Here is a 22,424-nt window from a genome sequence, read left to right on the forward strand (position 1 = left end):
GATACTTTACAAGCCCCGTTCTTTACTCAGAAGGGGTTTGAGTGCGACGTTATAATAAAAATGTGCTAACGCGCTGCGCTCTTGATTTAAATGCATTGCGAGTCCCCTTTGAGATGTTTAGAAATCTCCCCGCGAATCAAGAGAAATCTCTTTCAAACAAAATGAGTCTTAATAATGTACCTTTTGTATCAATATAAGCTTTTAAAGGGAATAGCAAGAAAAAAGTGAGTCTTTTTAGATATTTATTAAGATTTTCTTTTATGTAGAGGAAAAATTATTACTGTTCATGAGAAATGAAGTGTGTCTTTCTATATTGTTTTTACTACTGTATTTGATAATTAAACGTGCCCATCTGTTGGTCATATAAACGTTTTTTGCCTACGAAAAACTATATTCACCTCTCTCTAATCCGAAGAGGTGAATATAGTTTTTCCTAATGTGTTTTTATTATCAATTCAATGTCATACTAAATCCAGCACCAATGCCCCAGCGACCTCCCGCACTGGTTATAGACAAACTAGACCGAATATCTCCATTCTGTGATGTATATCCAGCACCAATAGCAAAAGCGGATTGATTCTCCCATATACCACTACCAATTGCGACACTTAATTTTCCAGGTGTATCATTGTAGCGTAAATTTGCCACTGCCAAACCTATAGCTGCCGCTTTTCTTGCCTCTTTGCGAACATCCTCAATCGCATAACTCAACGTATCAAACTTCATATCCGTATAGGATTTCGCCTCGCTAATGCCATTGTTGACAAAACTACTTACTTGTTCATCCGTATATTTCTTCGCATCATCAAGAACAATCTTCATCTGCTGTTCCGTATAATCATGCAACTGACCCCCATTAACTGCTTCATGAGAGCCTTTCTCAATCTTACCATCACCCACATTGTCTATTAATACCGGAGCACTTTCATCTCCCCCGACCAACGTGATGCTATTGCTCTTCTTACCATCCGCTCCTTTATCATAGTTAACTGCGCCATCAGTCACAGCCGTTTCAATGTCCTTAACATGTTGATCTATCGTATCTACACGGTCTTCAACCTTGCTAACCCTATTATTCGTATCCCAAAGCTGACCGCCATTTACAACGTCTTTCGAGCCTTCCTCTACCGCACCATCGGAAACGTTCGTTATCTTACTCGATTCTCCTTTATGACCAGCATCATACGCACCCTTGTCTTCATTCCAATTCAAGCCATTCGTATCAAGATTGTTCGCAACCTCCGTAATACGATCGTTGATACTCGTCATACCCTCACTAACACCTTCAAAGGCACCAGCAACATCATTATAAACCTTCTTATCTGACGAACCGCCATCGCTATTGAATTGTGCAACCTTGAATTCGGGCGCTGTCCAATGCCCTCCTTCATAGCTCGCTCCTCCTCCTAAATACAGCGCTAACGTCTGATTGAGTGAATAAAGCTGATTTCCCGTGATCGCTTCTGTAGAACCTTCTGAAATGTCACCATCTAAAAGGGACTTCAATTTGCTCTTGCTTCTTTGAGATCCTTTCCCATGAAGCGCTACAAAAGCTTGATCTTCATCACTCCACAACAACGCATTCTGTTCAATATTGTCAGAAATAGTATCATGAAGCTGCGTGAAGGAACTATTCATACCGGCAAAGGCTGCTGCAACATTATTATAGCTCTTCTCTTCTGAACTCCCATCAGAATTGAAGCTGGTTAATGTGAATGTAGGTGCGATCCATTGACCTTCTTCATAACGAGCTCCACCTCCAAAATACGTCGCTAACGTCTGATTTAAAGAATAAAGCTGACCACCATTCACTGCCTCTGTCGAGCCTTCTGAAACTGTTGCCGCTTTTACGCCAGAAAGACTACGCACTGCACCTGCACTGTTGGCAATGCTGATTTCTGTACCCTCTTTCTCTGAACCAATGCGGATAACCTTACTGTCTGAATCCTGCTTAACAAGACTATCACTGACAACTTGGTTAATCTCATTCTTAAGCTCATTATGAAGATTGGTGAAAGAAGTACCTACACCAGCAAACGCTTCAGATACACTCGCATAATCCTCTTCTCCAGAATGACCATCATCCTTAATGGTTTTAACTCTAAAGCTTGGCGCTTTCCATTGGCCTTCTTTATATTCAGCGCCACCACCAAGCGATTTCGCTATATCCATGGCTGTTGTTTGTAAATCATCAGATACAGCATTCACATGTTGATTGGTGGCAAAAAGCTGTGAACCATTAACTGCATCTCTCGATTCTGCCGAAAGTGCTCCTGCCTTCACACCTGAAAGCGTCCGTGAGGCACCATCAATATTGGCAAAGTTAACTTCAGTACCGCTCTTTTCTTTTCCTACACTAATAACATGTGTCTTAGAATCTTGTTTAACAAGACTATCACCCACAACTTGCTTAATCTCATTCTTGAGCTCATTATGAAGATTGGTGAAAGAAGTCCCTACACCAGAAAGCGCCTCAGATACACTCGCATAGCTTTGCTCTTCAACACCTCTGCCGTCTTCCTTGACTGTGGTAACCTTGAAGTTGGGTTGGCTCCATTCTCCATTCTTATAGCCAGCACCTCCACCAAAATAGGTCGCTAGTGTATTACTCATTGAATAAAGCTGGGAACCATTGACCGCATCATTCGATTCTGCCGAAAGTGCTCCTGCTTTCACACCTGAAAGCGTCCGTGGTGCATCACCACTATTGGCAATACTAATGGTGCTGCCGCCTTTTTCTGCTCCTATCTTGATGACTTTCGTATCAGCATCCTGCTTAACAAGACTATCACTAACCACTTGGCTAATCTCTTTGTTAAGTTCATTCTTAATATTGATAAAAGAAGTCCCTATACCAGCAAATGCTTCAGATACACTCGTATAATCCTCTTCTCCAGAATGACCATCATCTTTAATGGTTTTTACCTTGAAGTTTGGAGCAGTCCACGCACCATTCTCATAATGCGCACCACCCCCTAAAGACTTCGCAACACTGCTCCCCAAACTATAAAGCTGGGAACCATTTACAGCATCTGTGGAGTCTTGAGTAATCATACCATTTGCAAGAAACGTAATCTTACTATTTGTTTTTGCTGCATCATCTTTCCCGTGCTGAGCGACAAAGGCATTGTTCTCATCACTCCACAACAATGCATTCTGTTTAATGTTTTCAGTAACCTCTGTATTGCTTTGGGTAAACTCTTTGTGAAGATTCTCAAAAGAATTTCCCACACCAGCAAATGCTTCAGATACACTCGCATAATCCTTATCTTCAACTTTAGTACCATCCTCATTGACAGTCTTAAACTTGAAGCTTGGGGCAGTCCATGTGCCATTCTCATAACGCGCACCACCCCCTAAATAGGTTGCAACCTTATCATTGGTCTCATAAAGCTGAGAACCATTGACCGCTTCATCTGAATCTTTAGAGATTGTTCCACCTATCAAACCGGAAAGGGTTCGGTTTTCTTTATTCTTATTTTGAAAGCTAATTATACTACCCTCTGTTTCCTTACCGATAGTAATAGGATCACCCTCTTTCTCTTGTTTAACAAGACTATCCCCCACAACTTGATTAATCTCATTCTTAAGCTCTTGATGAATATTCTTGAAAGAAGTGCCTACACCAGCAAACGCTTCCGATACACTCGCATAGCTCTGCTCTTCAACATCACTCCCATCTTCCTTGACGGTTGTAACCTTGAAGCTTGGAGCACTCCATGTGCTATCTTTATAACCAGCTCCACCACCTAAATATTGTGCAAGCTTGCTATTCGTTTCATAAAGTTGTCCACCAATTACCGCATCCGTGGAACCTTCAGAAATACTTCCTGCTGCAAGAGATGTGATCTTACTATTGCTTTTTGCCTCACCATGCTGTGCAACAAAGGCATTACTCTTATCGCTCCACAACAATGCATCACCCTGAACATGTTCAGTAATACCATCTACTTTTTTAGTAAAGTCATTAACCACATTCTCAAAAGAACTTCCTACACCAGCAAACGCTTCTGCTACACTATCATAACTTGTATCTTCAGATTCATTCTTTTCTGAATTGAAAGCCTTAACTGTGAATTTATCTTTGCTCAATTGGCCATTTGTAAACTCAACACCTCCACCTAAAATCTTTGATACATCATGAGTGAGTGTATGAATTTGTCCACCAGTTATAGCTTCTGTCGATTCTTTCGTAATGTCACCATCAGCAAGAAATTTAATTTTGCTATTCGTTTTTTCTTGTTCACCATGCCGCGCTACAAAAGCACCTTCAGTATCACTCCAATTTAAAGAATCCTGTGCAACGCCTTCTGAAACTTCCTTAATGCGATTGTTGATAGCGCTCATGCTGTCATTAATGTCATTAAACGCACTTGCAACATTATCACTGCTTTTTTTATCACCTTTCGTGCCATCATTATTGAAAGCCTGAATTTGGAAGTCAGGATTTTTCCATTCGCCTTTCTCATTATAACCAGCACCATTGCCAAAGTACCCAGCAAACTGTTTCTTTAAATCATAGATCTGACCACCGTTAATCGCTTCCATGGAGTTTTCTTTAATATCTCCATCCGCAAGGAACATGATCTTGCTTGCTTTTCTACTGTCACCTTCTCCATGCTGCGCTACAAAGGCTTTTTGCTCTTTATCCCATAATAAAGCATCACCTTGGACTTGCTCTGTTATATGTTCTACTTTGTCATCAAGTTTCTTAACAACATTATCAAAACTCTCTCCAACGCCAGTAAACGCAGATGCTACATTATCATAGCTTCCTTCTTCTATTTTACCATCAGCACCAACAGTTTTAAATGTAAATTCCGGAGCAGTCCATGCACCATCTTTATAGCTAGCACTACCACCAAGAGATTGAGCAACATTGCTACCAAGTTGATAAAGCTGGGAACCGTTAATTGCGTCTGTGGAGGTGGCAGAAATATCTCCATTCAAAAGAGACGTGATCTTACTGTTGCTCTTAACATCTTCTTCACTATCATCTGTGGATTTTTGGACATGTTGGGCAACGAAAGCCTTCTGCTCTTTATCCCACAATAAAGCATCGCCTTGAACATGCTCTGTAATGTTAGTGATCTTGTTTTCAACTTGTTGTGTCGTTTCTTCAAGTTTTTTATCAAAGTTGTTAACAATATTCTCAAAGCTGGTACCAACACCAGAAAAGGCTGTTGTTACATTATCATAGTTGCCATCTTCTATTTCACCATCAGCGTCAACCTTTTGAAATTTAAATGGTGATACAACCCATTTGCCCCCCTCATAACCAGCGTCACCACCAAAATATTTGGCAACACTGCTACCAAGATCATAAAGCTGCGAACCATTTATGGCATCACTTGAATCCTTTGCAATATTACCATCGGCAAGAAATGTAATCTTGCTATTCGTTTTTGCAGCTTCATCTTTCCCGTGCTGAGCGACAAAGGCATTGCTCTCATCACTCCACAACAATGCATTCTGTTTAATGTTTTCAGTAACTTCTGTATTGCTTTGGGTAAACTCTTTGTGAAGATTCTCAAAAGAAGTCCCTACACCAGCCAATGCTTCAGATACACTCGTATAATCCTTATCTTCAACTTTAGTACCATCCTCATTGATAGTCTTAACCTTAAAGCTTGGGGCTCTCCATGCGCCATTCTCATAGCTAGCATCACCACCAAGAGATTGAGAAACTTTGCTACCAAGATCATAAAGCTGGGAACCATTGACCGCTTCATCTGAATCTTTAGAGATTGTTCCACCTATCAAACCGGAAAGAGTTCGGTTTTCTTTATTCTTATTTTGAAAGCTAATTATACTACCCTCTGTTTCCTTACCGATAGTAATAGGATCACCCTCTTTCTCTTGTTTAACAAGACTATCACTAACGACTTGGCTAATCTCTTTGTTAAGCTCATTATGAAGATTGGTGAAAGAAGTCCCTACACCAGCAAATGCTTCAGATACACTCGTATAATCCTCTTCTCCAGTATTGCCGTCACCTTTAATGGTTTTAACCTTAAAGCTTGGTGCAATCCATGTGCCATCTTTATAGCTAGCATCACCACCTAAATATTGTGCAAGCTTGCTATTTGTTTCATAAAGCTGGGAACCGGTTATCGCATCGGTGGAGTCTTGAGTGATCGCACCATTCGCAAGATACGTAATCTTGCTTGCGGTTTTTTCCTGTTCTTCTTCAGCGCCAACCTTTTTATGCTTGGCCACAAACGCTTTATCAGAATCACTCCACAATAAGGCATCGCCTTGAACTGTTTGCGTAACATGTTCTACTTTATCATCAAGTTGCTTAACAACATTATCAAAACTCTCTCCAACGCCAGTAAACGCAGATGCTACATTATCATAGCTTCCTTCTTCTGTTTTACCATCAGCGTTAACCTTTTGAAATTTAAATTGTGGTGCAACCCATGTGCCATCTTTATAGCTAGCACTACCACCAAGAGATTGAGCAACATTATCACCAAGAGCATAAAGCTGCGAACCATTAATTGCATCTGTGGAGTCTTGAGTGATCGTACCATTCGCAACATTGTGAAGAGCCGTAAGAGTTTTATTTTTACCACCAAAAGTTACACTTGCATAATTAACAGTATTATTTTTATCGTCTTTATCGTAATGAACAACAGCAGAATCTTCCGACTGAAGATGATTAATCTGGTTGGTAATCTCATTGGTAATTTTATTTTGAACATTCGTGATAGAACTACCAACATCTGTTAAAGCTTCTGCTACAGTAGTATAGCTCTTATCTTCAGCATTACCATCTTCTTTAACAGTCTTGATCTTAAAACTAGGAGCTATCCAGTTTCCTTTTTCATCATAGCCAGAACCACCACCTAAATAGGTTGCTAGCTGTTCGTTCATCGAATAAAGTTGTCCACCTGTAACTGCATCCGTTGATGCAGCTGTAATGTCTCCAGCCTTAAGGTGCGTAATTTTGCTATCTGCCTTTTCATCTTCTTTCCCATGCTGGGCACTAAAGGCTTTATCAGTTTCACTCCACAATAAGGCGTCGCCTTGAACTTGCTCTGTTATATGTTCTACTTTGTTATTAATTTTTTCAACAACGTTCTTGAAACTCTCTCCAACGCCAGTAAACGCAGATGCTACATTAGCATAGCTGCCTTCTGTTGTTTTACCATCAGTATCAACCTTTTGAAATTTAAATGGTGGTGCAACCCATGTACCAGCCTCATAGCTAGCATCACCACCAAAATACTGCGCAACTTTGCTACCAAGATCATAAAGCTGCGAACCGTTAATTGCGTCTTTTGAATCTTTTGCAATGTTACCATCGGCAATATTATGAAGTGCAACAGCAGGAGCATTTGCACCTTTACCCAAGGTGATGTTCGTATAATCAATGCTTCCAGATTCATCCTTCTGCTTATCATAGTGAACAACCGCTGAATCATCTGACTGAAGATTGTTAACCTGTTTGGTTATCTCTTTTTTGATATTGGTGAAAGATGTACCAACTCCTTCAAAAGCTGCAGCGACATTCTGATAGTCTTCATCCTTTTCCTGACCATCAGCGTCAACAGTTTTCACTTTAAAAGTTGGATTACGCCATGTGCTCTCTGTATAACCAGCTCCTCCCCCTAAATATTGTGCGAGCTTGCTATTTGTTTCATAAAGCTGAGAACCTGTGATCGCATCCGTGGAACCTTCAACAATACTTCCTACCGCAAGAGATGTAATCTTGCGATTACTTTTATCTTTACCTTCACCATGTGTCGCTACAAATGCTTTATCAGAATCACTCCACAATAAGGCATCGCCTTGAACTGTTTGCGTAACATGTTCTACTTTGTCATCAAGTTGCTTAACAACATTATCAAAACTCTCTCCAACGCCAGTAAACGCAGATGCTACATTATCATAGCTTCCTTCTTCTGTTTTTCCATCAGCGTTAACCTTTTGAAATTTAAATTGTGGTGCAACCCATGTGCCATCTTTATAGCTAGCACTACCACCCAGAGATTGAGCAACATTATCACCAAGAGCATAAAGCTGCGAACCGTTAATTGCATCTGTGGAGTCACTTGATATTTTGCCTGCCTGAAGAAAGGTGATCCGACTGTTGCTCTTAACACCTTTTTCTTTGCTACCTTCTTCCTCATGTTGTGCAACAAAAGCTTTCTGCTCTTTATCCCACAATAAAGCATCGCCCTGGACATGCTCTGTAATTTTGGTGATATTGTTTTCAACTTGTTGTGTCGCTGCTTCAAGTTTTTGATCAAAGTTGTTAACAATATTCTCAAAGCCTGTACCAACACCAGAAAAGGCTGCTGTTACATTATCATAGTTTCCTTCTGTTGTTTTACCATCAGCGTTAACAGTTTTAAATGTAAATGTCGGGGCAGTCCATGCGCCATCTTTATAGCTAGCACTACCACCAAAATACTTTGCAAGCGTCTGATTCAAGCTATAAAGCTGTCCACCAGTTACAGCTTCTGTAGAGTTTTCCTTAATATCTCCATCCGCAAGGAATTTTATCTTACTGTTTTCCTTTTTACCTTCTTCCGCTTTATGTTGTGCAACAAAAGCACCATCAGCATCACTCCAGTTTAAAGAATCCTGTGCAACGCCCTCTGAGACTTCCTTAATGCGATCGTTCACAGTCTTGATATTATCATCAAGTCCTTCAAAGGCTTTTTCAACACCTTCATACGATTTACTTGTTACCTCACCTGCTTTAGAGACCGTCGATAAGCCATAGGTAGGTCCTTTAAAAGTACCATCGGGACTCAATGATGCGTCGCCACCTAATGCACTTGTAACACCAGAAACAATCCTATTAATCTGACCACCCGTAACCGCATCGCTTGAACCTGCTACAATGGAACCATCGGCAAGCGATGTGATCTTGCTGTTGCTTTTTTCCTCACCATGCTGTGCAATAAAGGCATAGGCATTTTTGTCCCACAATAAAGTATTATCCTGAATGTATTTCGTAACATCTGCTATTTTAGCATCAAACTTGTTAACAACGTTATGAATACTTGTATCAACACCAGAAAATGCAGAAGCAACATCATGATATGTCTTCTCCTCACCTTCTTGATCACCAACATCAACAATCTTGAGCTTGAAATTGGGAGCAGTCCATGTGCCATCTTTATAGCTAGCGCTACCACCTAAAGACTGCGCAACATTATCACCAAGGGCATAAAGCTGAGAACCAGTTATTGCATCTGTGGAGTCTTGAGCGATCGTACCATTCGCAAGATACGTAATCTTACTTGCGACCTTCTTTTTTCCTTCTTCTCCAGCCTTGCTATGCTTGGCTACAAAAGCTCCATCGGTATCACTCCACAATAAGGCATCACCTTGCACTTGCTCTGTTATATGTTCTACTTTGTTATTAATTTTTTCAACAACGTTCTTGAAACTCTCTCCAACGCCGGCAAATGCAGATGCTACATTATTATAGCTTCCTTCTTCTGTTTTTCCATCAGCGTTAACCTTTTGAAATTTAAATTGTGGTGCAACCCATGTGCCATCTTTATAGCTAGCACTACCACCCAGAGATTGAGCAACATTATCACCAAGAGCATAAAGCTGCGAACCGTTAATTGCATCTGTGGAGTCACTTGATATTTTGCCTGCCTGAAGAAAGGTGATCCGACTGTTGCTCTTAACACCTTTTTCTTTGCTACCTTCTTCCTCATGTTGTGCAACAAAAGCTTTCTGCTCTTTATCCCACAATAAAGCATCGCCCTGGACATGCTCTGTAATTTTGGTGATATTGTTTTCAACTTGTTGTGTCGCTGCTTCAAGTTTTTGATCAAAGTTGTTAACAATATTCTCAAAGCTTGTACCAACACCAGAAAAGGCTGTTGTTACATTATCATAGTTGCCATCTTCTATTTCCCCATCAGCGTCAATCTTTTGAAATTTAAATGATGATGCAACCCATTTGCCACCCTCATAACTAGCGTCACCACCAAAATATTTGGCAACGTTATTACCAAGTTTATAAAGCTGGGAACCATTTACGGCATCACTTGAATCTGCTGAGAGTATAGCATCTTTTATACCTGTAAGAGTACGTTTACCATTTTCATTGTTGGCAATATCGATTTTATCACCACCTGTTTCTTTACCAATGGTGATATCTTTCGTGTCAGGATTTTGTTTCACAAAGCTACTGGCGGCTACTTGTTCTTTGACTTTCTCCAGTTGTGAAAAATTTACAGCGTCGGTGTCGTTGGTACCTTCTGCTACCCCTGTGATTTTTTTATTTGCGGCATTAATGCCATCGGTGGTTATTTGGGGACCACTTGCAATGATTAAACCCGTAGCGTTTAAAGTATTCTCGCCTGCTTTTATGCTCTCTAGTGTAATATTCTTTGCGAGGTCAAATTTGACATTATTGTCGTCTTCGCCTTTTGTGATGCTAAGGTTGTCACTAGTAGCTGCTAAATCCATTGGGCTGGTTGAATTAACATTCGTTTTATTTTTACCATTAACAGAGAGATCCCAACTCGGATTTATAGAGTTTTGTAGCGCTTTTAGCTGAGCAACGTTGACAGCATCAGTATCGTTGGTACCAGCTGCAACATTTATAATCTGTCTGGTTTTACCTTGTTCAGCATTACCAATGCTAAGTGCGCCATAACTGGATTTCCAAGCCTTGTCCTGTTCATTTGAATTTGCTCTAATCCTAGGATCATATCCCGCAACATTAGCACCAACATCAACAGTAGAAAATGCCCCTAAAGCTATACTTTCCCTCACCAATGCTTTTGCTTGAAACCCAAGCATCACTGCATAGGCGGTGTCTTTTCCTCTTTCACCTCCTGCCTGCGAACCAATAGCAATCGCACCAATGTCAGAAGTTGTATTGTCACCAAAAGCAATGCTGCCTGTACCACTAGAGGTTGCGCCCGAACCAAAAGCAATGCCACTACTAGAGGTTGCATTATAACCAAAAGCAATGCTGCCAGCACCGCTAGCGACTGCATTGTAACCAAGAGCAAATGATTGGGAACCACTAGCCGTTGCGCTAGCACCAAGAGCAAATGCACCCTCTTCGCTAGTAGTTGCGTTAGCGCCAATAGCCATGCTATTCTTACCAGATACAGATGCATTTGTACCTAAAGCAATAGCATCGAACGAACCAGTTTCTTTTCCATCTGAATCCACTTTCTTTTTTACAGAAGCACCTTTACCAAAAGCAAGTGAACCGGTGGATAATTCATCAACGCTAGCGCCATTCCCAAGAGCAACGGAGTCTTCTGCTTCAGCTTTAGGATCTTTAAAGTCTTTATTCGTGGCGTTAATTTTTAAACCTCTTATAGCTGCTGCCGCTTGGGCTGCTTTTAGCTGTGAAAGGTTAACGGCATCGGTGTCGTTGGTACCTTCTGCTACTTCCGTGATTTTTTGATTTGCAGCGTTAATGCCATCGGTGGTTATTTGGGGACCATTCTGAATGACTAATCCCGTAGCATCAAAAATATTTTTCCCTGCTGTAACCTTATCGAGTGTAATATCCTTTGCGAGATCAAATTTAACCTTATTGTCTTTCTCGCCTTTTGTGATGCTAAGATTGTTACTGCTAGCAGCTAAATCCATTGGGCTGGTTGAATTAACATTCGTCTTGTTCTTGCCGTCAATAGAAAGCTCCCAATTTACGTTTACAGAATCTCGTAGCGCTTTTAGCTGTGCAACGTTAACGGCATCAGTGTCGTTGGTACCAGCTGCGACCCCCACAATCTGCCGTGTAAAAATGCCAGATTTACCAATACTCAACGCACCAAAACTACCAGATTTCCATTCAATATTGTTTGATGTTGAAGCTTTTCCAGTCTTAGGATCATAGCCTGCAATCTTCCCCGCAACTGAAGCCTGAGAGTTTTTGCCTAAAGCAATTGCTCCCTCAATATTATCCTCCACGCTCGCATAATAACCAAGAGCAATTGCTCCTTTAGAATTCTTTCGAACTTTAGCATCTGTACCTATAGCTATGCCAAAGTCTGCGGATACCTCTGGAGCGTGGTATATAGTAGCACCAGAACCAGGACCAGCCACGTAATCCGACCAGCCTGCTCCCATTACAACACTTCCTGGTTTACTAAGTGCTTCACCAGCACCTATTCTCACCCTGTCATTAGACCAATCAGCAAGACTGTCTTTAGACTGAGATACGGCTTGTTTTAACTGAGCAACGTTAACAGCATCGGTGTCGTTGGTACCCGTTGCTACTCCCGTGATTTTTTGATTTGCAGCGTCAATACCATTCGTGGTGAATTTGGGGCCATTCTGAATGACTAATCCCGTAGCATCAAAAATATTTTTCCCTGCTGTAACCTTATCGAGTGTAATTTCCTTTGCGAGATCAAATTTGATCTTATTGTCTTTCTCGCCTTTGGTAATGTTAAGGTTGCTACTGCCGGCAGAAAAGTCTACTACTTTGCCTGTACTCACAACTGTGGTGTTTTTACCATTAACAGAAGTTTGCCAACTCCCTGCAGTATTTTCTACTGCTTTCAGCTGCGCAACGTTGACGGCATCCGTATCTTGAGTACCAGCCGCTACTCCGATAATTTGTCGTGTTTTACTATCTGGAACATTACCAACACTAACGGCACCTAGTGTGCTTTTCCATATATACCCTTTATCGCCTTTAATATCTTTTCCGAAAGGGATATAACCTTCAACATTAGCAACAGTATCAACAAAAGAATTCGCCCCTAGAGCAACAGCGGAATCAACTGAAGCCTTAGCCTTAAACCCTAACGCCGTGCTGTACGGCCCTGCAAAACCCTGAAAACTAGCGACACCACCTGTCCATGACCTATAACCTATAGCAATCGATCCCTCTGACAAGGCGAGTGCCTTTTTACCCATTGCAACCCCATATTTCCCCGCTGTTTTTGCTTCTGAACCAACAGAAACAGATTCTTTAAATCTGCCTTCTGCACGATAACCAATAATAACAGAATCTTCAGTGTAGGACCCGCTTGCACTTGATCCTACTTGACTCGCATTGCCTGCAATAGCTCCCACACCAATAACAACAGATCTTTCCGCCTCCACCGAAACCATTTGATCCACTATTAGAACATTAAATGAGTTATCTATTAGATCATTACTTGCTGCCCGTGGCATGATACCACTGCGTGCCATTCTAGCGTTCCCTAGCCCTGTAGATGAATCATTCCGCGCGTTATTAGAAACATCAATAACCGCTGCATCTTCTCCATTCTGATTAAATAGTTGGGGAGGAAAGTTGTTATCAACAGACCATTGTGGATTAACGAGAGATCTTTTATTTTTATCCTCGATATTTACCATTCTTTGAGACAGATCACGGTTGTCTGCTGTTGAAACATTCTCGATAGATTTAGCATTATTGCTCTTTAAAAGAGTGTTGGTAAGAAAATTCACATAGTCATTAGAAGCATTCGCTTTTGCTGCCACTTTTGCTGCTAGCGCTGCATTCAACGCCGTTACATAATTTTCTTTTGATTTATCAGAAGAAGTATTCAAATTAGCCACAGAGATGATGCTTTGTGGATAAGACATAACAGCACTGTTAACACCTTCAAAAAAGGTGTTTCTAAAATCATTATTTTCTGCAAAAATAGGAGAAATATTTGATAAAAATGTCGCTGCTGTAGCCAATGACAGAACTTTAACAAAAGAAAAATGAGAATCTCTTAATTTGTTTGCTGTTCGTGTGGCATATATTTTCTTCATAATAAATTCTCCAAGTAAGAAAAACACCTCCAAAACATAAAAAAGACATATTTCAGCATTATTCTTCTACTTGGGTAGTGAGATATGGAGAAATTGTCTAGAGTGTGAACATTTTGAGTCTTTTACCTTTTTGTTTTGTGTGTTTTTTATACTGAAACCTAATTTGTTGATTTATGTTTTTTGACATAAAAATGACGTATTTAGGTTTTATTGGGTTTTCGTGTATTGTTTTGTTGTCTAACTTGAAAGAGGTTTTGTGTATTAATATTGCCTTGTTTACTTTGTCGTGATTACTATAAAATGCTTTATAAAAGGTTTTCGTGTGTGTTTTCCTATTTATAGACGTTAGTTTTATTAGAAAGCATTATTTTGTTAATAATAAGTGAAGTAAAAAGGATTATAATACCTAAGGAATTTTTATTTTCCGGTTGTTTTACTTTTTAGTTAGGTTTTTACTTTAAGTATCATGCAATGAGATATACATGTTTTTGGGATGTATGTTTTTTCTTTGCGCATTACTTGCCCCCCCTTTGAAATCCATTCAATCAAAATGAGTCTTACTAATATACTTTATGTAGCGATATACACTCTATAATAGAATAGCAACAAAAAAATGATTATTTTCAATCAAAATATATCATTATGGATTCTAGTGTGATATTTTTGCAATATTTCTGCAATAAAGGAAGCGAAATGCTTTTAATAAAACCTTAAGAGCTAACCGCATCATTAAGGCTATGATTATTGACAGATACAAACATTACTTAGCAAACAATAATGTTTGTATTGTAATGTTTGTATCTGTGGAATATTCGCCCTCATTCATGTGGGGACAAGGCGAATATTTTTCTTCATAACACGTTCTTTTCTATCATCAATTTAGCTTGAGTCTTAAGCCCGCACCTATTCCCCAATGTCCACCAGAGTTCGCGGCCGATATATTAGAACGGATCTTGCCATCTTCTGACATATAGCCAGCTCCAATCGCAAGAGCTGTTTCATTACGCCATAGACCCGTACCAAACGAAACACTTAAAGCACCTGGTGTATCAAAATAACTCAAGTTTGATACTGCCAAACCTATCGCAGCTGCCTGCCTTGCCTCTTTCTGAACTGTCTTAATATCATACTTTAATGCTTCAAATTTTATATCGGTGTAAGATTTTGCTTCGTGAATAACATCACCTATCGTGTCATTGATAATGCTATTAAAACGTTCATCCGTATATTTTTTTGCATCATCTAAGACTGTTTCCACCTGTTTCTTTGTCTCATAAAGTTGACTACCATTAACAGCTTCTTTGGAAAATTCCGATACCTCACCACTTGCTACATTGCCTATCAAAACCGGTTCACTTTCACTTGCACCAACTAATGTGATTTTACCGTTTTTCTTGCCATCGTTACCTTTATCATACCTAACGGCGTCATTCGTAACCGTATTTTTAATATCTTTGACCTGTTGATTAATATTGTCTACACGCTCTTCAACCTTTTCAACCCTCTGATTTGTCTTATAAAGTTGGCTACCATTAACAGCATCTGTTGAATGTTCAGATAGGTCACCATCCGCTACATGTGTGATCTTACTTGGTGTTTCTTCATGATTAGCGTCGAAAGCTTTTTCTTCCTCGTTCCAATTTAAACCGCTCGATGCGACATTTTGAGTCACATTATTAATACGCTCGTTAATGTTTTTCATGCTTTGATTAACACCTTCAAACGCAGCGGCAACATTATCATAGCTCTTTTTGCTATCATCATCCTTCTTGAATTGTGCAACCTCGAATTTGGGATCTTTCCATTGCCCATTCTGATAGCCTGCACCACCACCAAAGTAATTGGAAAGGGAAGCAATTACTGAATAAAGCTGAGAACCATTGATTGCATCGGTCGATTCTTTCGTAATGTCACCATCGGCAAGAAAGGTAATCTTGCTTCTTGCTTTTTCTTCACCATGCTGAGCAACAAAAGCTTCTTTTTCATTATTCCACAATAAAGCATCGCCTTTTGTTTTATTAATCTCGTTGGTGATTTCATTGGTGATTTTGTTCTGAATATTCTTGAAAGATGTACCAACAGCAGAAAAGGCATCCGCTACAGTATCATAACTTTCTTCACTTTCTGTACCATCACCTTTAACTGTGTTAAGCATAAAGATGGGTTTTTTCCATTCTCCATTCTCATCATAGCCTGCACCACTTCCTAAATATCCAGCAAGCTGATTACTCATCGAATAAAGCTGTGAACCTGTGATCGCATCGGTGGAGTCTTTCGTAATGTTACCATCCGCAAGAAAGGTGATCTTACTCTTGCTCTTTTCTGCGCCATGCTGTGCAGAAAATGCACCGTCACTTTCGCTCCACAATAAGGCATCACCTTGAACTTTCTTAGTAATATTTGTTATTTGGTCAGTCACATTCTTGATACCACTATCAAGCTGACCTTTGTTAACAGCATCATTGTTATTCTTTGCATCATCTACGCCAGAAATTATTCGATTTGCACCACTTTTGTTGGCAATATTGATTTCTGTACCTTCTGTTTTAGCACCAACAGTAAGGCGATTGGTTTGCTTATCCTGCTGAATAAAACTCTCATCCTCTATTTTGGTAACTACATTATTAATCTGTTTGATAATCTCATTTTTTATATTTGTGAAAATGGTTCCAACACCTTGAAAAGCTTCTGCTACACTCGTATAGCTTTGCTCTTCTTCTGTGCCATCAGTTTTAACTCTTTTAACTTTAAACGTTGGGGCTTTCCATTCACCATTTTCATAGCTAGCGCTATCCCCTAAAGATTGAGCAACACTGTTACCTAAACCGTAAAGTTGGGAACCGTTAATTGCATCGGTGGAGTCTTTCGTAATGTTACCATCAGCGAGGAAGGTAATCTTACTATTGCTCTTTTCTTCACCGTGCTGTGCAGAAAATGCATTAGCACTTTTGTTCCACAATAAGGCATCACCTTGAACTGTTTGTGTAATCTGTTCTACTTTGTCATCAAATTTCTTAACAACGTTATTGAAACTCTCTCCAACGCCAGTAAATGCAGATGTTACATCATCATAGCTTTCTTCTTCTGTTTGACCATTAGCACCAACCTTTTGGAACTTAAATTTTGGAGAAACCCATGTGCCATTTTCATAGCTAGCGCTCCCCCCTAAAGATTGCGCAACACTGCTACCCAAAGCATAAAGTTGGGAACCGTTAATTGCGTCTGTGGAGGTATTATTAATATCTCCTTGTGCGAGATATTTTATCTTACTGGCAACTTTTTCTTGGTTTTCCTCATTTCCACCTTTGTTATGCTTGGCAATAAAGGCTTCATCATCCTCGCTCCACAATAATGCATCGCCTTGAACTTTTGCTGTTATATCATTGATTTTCTCATCAAAATCTTTTTTTACACCATCGACTTTGTCATCAACATTCTTAACAACATTTGTGAAGCTGCTGCCAACACCCGTGAATGCATCAGCAACATTTTGGTATTCTTTTGTGGCTGTCTGACCTTTATCATCAACGGATGTGACCGAGAAACTTGGTGCTGTCCACTTGCCATCTTTATAGCTAGCGCTTCCCCCTAAAGATTGAGCAACACTGCTGCCCAAAGCATAAAGTTGGGAACCGTTAATTGCATCGGTTGACTCTTCGGTAACATCACCCTTCAAAAGAGATGTGATTTTACTCTTGCTCTTTTCTGCACCGTGCTGTGCTACAAATGCATTATCACTCTCGCTCCACAATAAGGCATCACCTTGAACCGTTTGTGTAATCTGTTCTACTTTGTCATCAAATCTCTTAACAACATTCTGGAAACTCTCTCCAACGCCAGTAAACGCTGATGTCACATCATTATAGCTTTCTTCTTCTGTTTGACCATCAGCACCAACCTTTTGAAACTTAAATTTTGGAGAAACCCATGTGCCATTTTTATAGCTCGCATCACCACCAAAAGACTGCGCAACACCGTTCCCCAAAGCATAAAGTTGAGAACCATTAATTGCATCGGTTGAGTCTTCAGTAACATCACCATTTAAAAGAAATGTGATTTTACTCTTGCTCTTAACAGCATCTTCATCACCATCTGTGGGTTTTTGGGCATGTTGAGCAACAAAAGCACCAACTTTATCATCCCACAATAAAGCATCATCCTTCGTTTTATTAAGCTCTTTGATGATTTTATTATTAATTGTATTGGTTATTTCATCTTTTACTGTGGTAATTTTATCCTGAATATTTATGAAAGATGTACCAACACCAGAAAAAGCATCCGCTACATTGTTATATGTCTTATCTTCAGAGCTACCATCATCATTAACAGACTTAAATTTGAAACCTGGAGCAATCCATGTGCCATTTTCATAGCTCGCACCACCCCCCAAGGACTGTGCAACCTTATCACCTAAAGTATAAAGCTGTTTACCTGTCACGGCATCTGTTGAATCAGAAGCAATATTACCCTCTAAAAGATGTGTAATTTTGCTATTTTTCTTTTCAGCATCCTTACCATGATCCGCTACAAAGGCTTGCTCAGTATCGTTCCATAATAAGGCATCGTCTTTAACTTGCTCTGTAATCTGCGTGATGTTTTCAGTGAAACTCTCAAACTTATTTGTAAAGTCTTTGGTAATTTTATCCTGAACGTTTGTAAAAGATTGACCGACATCACTCAAAGCCTCAGCTACATTATGATAAGTTTTATCTTTTTCCTCACCATCAGTATTAATCGTTTTAAGCGTAAAAGTAGGGTCTGTCCATTTGCCATCTTTATATTCAGCACCACCACCAAAGGATTTGGCTATATTCGTAGCGGCAGTTGTTACATTTTGATTTGTTGTAAAAAGCTGAGAACCCGTGACAGCTTCGTTTGAATCTGCTGAGAGTGCACCAGCTTTTATGCCTGTAAGAGTGCGCTTTTCACTTTTATTGTTGGCAATATCAATTTTATCACCACCTGTATCCTTACCAATAGTGATGTGTTGTGTCTTAGCATCTTGCTTCACAAAGCTACTGGCGGCTACCTGTTCTTTTAATTCCTTCAGTTGTGCAAAATTCACTGCATCGTTGCTTTCAGTACCAGCTTTTACACCAGAAAGAGTTCTTGTTCCACCTGTCTTATTGGCAATGTTGATTTTATCGCCTTCTGTTTTTGCACCAATAGTAAGATCATGCGTTGCTTCATCTTGTTGAACAAAGCTTTCGCTTTCCACTTTTTTCACTACATTATTAATCTGTTCAGTCAATTTATTCTGAACATTCGTGATAGAAGTACCAACTCCAGAAAAGGCATCCGCTACAGTATCATACTTTGTCTCTTCAAAAGAGCCATCATCCTTAACAGACTTAACAGAGAAGTTAGGAGCATTCCATGTGCCATTTTCATAACTTGCACCACCCCCCAAGGACTTTGCAACTTTATCACCTAAAGTATAAAGCTGTTTACCTGTAATGGCATCTGTAGAATTTGCATTAATATCACCGTCTAAAAGAAACGTAATTTTGCTGCTTGCTTCTTTTTCGCCATGTTTGGCCACAAATGCACTATCACTGTCGCTCCACAATAAAGCATCACCTTGAACTTCTTGCGTAATCTGTGTGATGTTTTGTGTAAAGTCGTTGAACTTATTTGTAATATCTTTGGTGATTTTATCCTGAACGTTTGTAAAAGACTGACCCACACCTTCAAAAGCTTTTGCTACATCATGATAAGTTTCGGCTTTTTCATTGCCTTCAGCGTCAAAAGTTTTAAGCGTAAAAGTAGGGTCTGTCCATTCGCCATTCTCATAACTTGCACCACCCCCAAAGTACTGGGCTATATTCGTGGCGGCAGTTGTTATATTTTCATTGGTCTTAAAAAGTTGAGACCCGGTAACGGCTTCACTTGAGTCTGCTGAGAGTGTCCCAGCTTTTATGCCTGTAAGAGTTCTAACCTCACCAGTCTTATTCATAAAATCGATTTTATTACCATCTGTATCCTTACCAATGGTGATGTCTCTTGTTGTATCATCTTGTTTTACAAAGCCACTGGCTGCAACTTGTTGTTCGACTTGCTGAAGCTGTGCAAAATTTACCGCGTCAGTAGCATCAGTCCCCGCTGCTACTCCTGTTATCTTTTTATCGCCAGCTTTAATACCTTCAGACGTTATTTGCAAACCACCTGTAATTGTTAAACCTGTTGCGTTTAAAGTATTCCCCCCTGCTTTTATGCTATTAAGGGTAATATCCTTTGCGAGGTCAAATTTTAACTTATTGTCGTCTTTGCCTTTTGTGATTTCGAAATTGCTACTTCCAGCTGAAAAATCTACCGAGCCGTCTATAGAAACAGCTTTAGCACCTTTACCACCAACAGATAGATTCCAACCTTTATCCACGTAGTCTTGTAATGACTTCAACTGTGCAACATTCACGGCATCGGTATCTTCCGCACCAGCTGCTATCCCTGTAATTTGCCGTGAAATTTTATTAGTATTATCACCAATACTAACAGCACCTGATGTACTTTTCCATACATAACCCCTATTATTTGTGTCGCCTTTCGTGAAAGGCTCATAACCTGGAATAGCACCACCAACATCCGCTACAGAAAGTGCCCCTATAGCAACCCCTTCTGCCACTGTCGCTTGCGATTGATATCCTAAAGCCATTGACTTAACAGCATTTGCAGATGCCTCAGGACCTATAGAAACTGAATTCTCTTGATCACTTTTAGCCAGAGTACCTATAGCTACAGAGTTTTTACCTGTTGCTTGTGATTGATATCCTAAAGCCATAGACTGAAGGGCACTTGCAGATGACTCAGGACCGATAGCAACTGAATTCTCTTTATCCCCCTTAGCCAGAGTACCTATAGCAACTGCATTCTCACCTGTTGCTTGTGACTGCATTCCAAAAGCCATAGACTGAGTGGCACTTGCCAAGGACTCAGAACCAATCGCTAAAGAATTTTCACCAAGTGCCTTGGTGCGACTAAGATCTTTGTTCTGATCGTCATTTGGGTTATCACCCTTTAAAGAACTCGTCTGCATCGTAGAGCCTATTGCAATAGCACCCTTCCCTTCAGTTTGCGCTGCAAAACCTATAGCAATGCTCGTCTCTCCTGCCCCTTTTGCCCCATAACCTAACCCCATAGCACCTTGCTGCCCCACTTGTGCATAAGGACCAACAACAATTCCGTTCACTGCGTCCTTCGTTATCAGTGTATTATTACCAATAGCAACACTCCCCCCTCTAAAAACTTGCGCCTGAAAACCGACCACAGTGGTCTGCCCCAGAGTTAGATTACTCTGGTGTAATATTTTTACCGTTGACTTGGCACCAATAACAACACCGCTTCCGATTTTTTCATCAATCTCCGCCCCTAAAGTAACCTTATTTCCCGATACATCACGTGGCATTATTGGAGGTAAATCATTTTGCGCGATATCAGATGCATCAACTGCTGATCCATCATCATCCTGAGTAAATTGTTGGGACGATATGTTGTTACGGACTAACAATCTGGGATTGATGATCGATTGTTGCTTTTTCTCCTCTGTGCCGACCGCTTTTTTCAATCGGTTACTGCTATCTGTTTTAAGAATATTCGCAACAGAATTATCATCGCTTATCTCAGAAAGGACTTCGGTTAAAAAATTTACATAGCCGTTTAAAGCACTCACTTTTGAGGCTAACGCCATATTCAATGCTGTTACATAATCACTCTGAGAGACATTAACAGATCCCAAATAACCTGTAGTGTCACCATAAACTGAAATCACACTTGGTGGATATGCTACAACAGTACCCTGGATGTTGGTAGAAATGTTTGTAGAATCCCCTCCTCCTGAAACAAGACTTTTTGCAAAAACAGGAGAAGCACTCGATAAAAGTGCAGCAATTGAAGTTAATGACACAACTTTAATAAAAGGAAAACGAGAAAATTTTGAATCATTCCCCGCTGATTTTGTATATAATTTTTTCATAACAAATTCCCCAATGAAAAAAAATTTTTTAACCGCAAACACAAAAAAGACACATTTAAATGCTAGTTAACTTCTGAGATTTATTCTTCTGCATGTGTTAAGTTTTAAAGGTGTGATTGAAAAAGTTAGAGAAGTGGTGTCTTTAGACGTTAAAGTGGATGTGCTTTCCTTTTTTGTGTTTCAATAAGAAACAAGTTTTATCTTTTGGCATATTGGTTAATATCTTCTTAATTTTTAACTTATTTGTTATTTTTTGCAAGTTAAATTAGTTTTTCATTTTTTATCTTATTCACAGATTATATTCTAATGTATTGAAAAAATAGTCTTTTTATCTTTATCTATGTGTTAAGAAGAAATATTTTTTGTGTAAAATAAATCAAAAAATCTATGATTTTTCTTGAAAAATGCGCAAAAGGGGGATTTTTAGTTTCATTTTTATCACTTCCACAATCAAACTCAATATATTTGTCTTTACTCGAAGGTGAAGCGTCAATTTACAGTTTTGTCGAGCATCAAGAGAAATTCCTTTTCTCTCTTTTTAAAACACTGTAAAAAATTCTAAAGTAAAAACAAAAATGCATCATTATTGAATAATAATGTATTATTTTTCTTTTGAAAAAGCGAACTCTTGAACGCAAGCGTAGCAGTTTTTTCTGTTTTTAAAGCCTATCGCTATCATTATAGACCTTATCAAACTCTCTATGCATATCTTTTATAGATGTAAGCCGCATAT

2 protein-coding genes are annotated in these 22,424 nt (G+C 39.6%); both read right to left on the reverse strand.

What is annotated here, in order from left to right; genetic code table 11:
* Nucleotides 1-450: 450 nt before the first annotated feature.
* Nucleotides 451-13,722, reverse strand: a complete 13,272-nt coding sequence (locus AC6ER8_RS07685; RefSeq protein ID WP_497078162.1) for a Vomp family autotransporter — start codon at nt 13,720-13,722, stop codon at nt 451-453.
* Between the two features lie 874 nt (nt 13,723-14,596).
* Nucleotides 14,597-21,691: a Vomp family autotransporter gene (locus AC6ER8_RS07690; protein ID WP_497078164.1), complete on the reverse strand. Its 7,095-nt coding sequence runs from the start codon at nt 21,689-21,691 to the stop codon at nt 14,597-14,599.
* Nucleotides 21,692-22,424 lie beyond the last annotated feature (733 nt).

This window comes from Bartonella sp. SL320, from assembly GCF_059687635.1.

What these genes read in the sequence shown, in the direction of transcription:
- AC6ER8_RS07685 (WP_497078162.1), bottom strand. Translation starts at nt 13,722, where the DNA reads ATGAAGAAAATATATGCCACACGAACAGCAAACAAATTAAGAGATTCT.
- AC6ER8_RS07690 (WP_497078164.1), bottom strand. Translation starts at nt 21,691, where the DNA reads ATGAAAAAATTATATACAAAATCAGCGGGGAATGATTCAAAATTTTCT.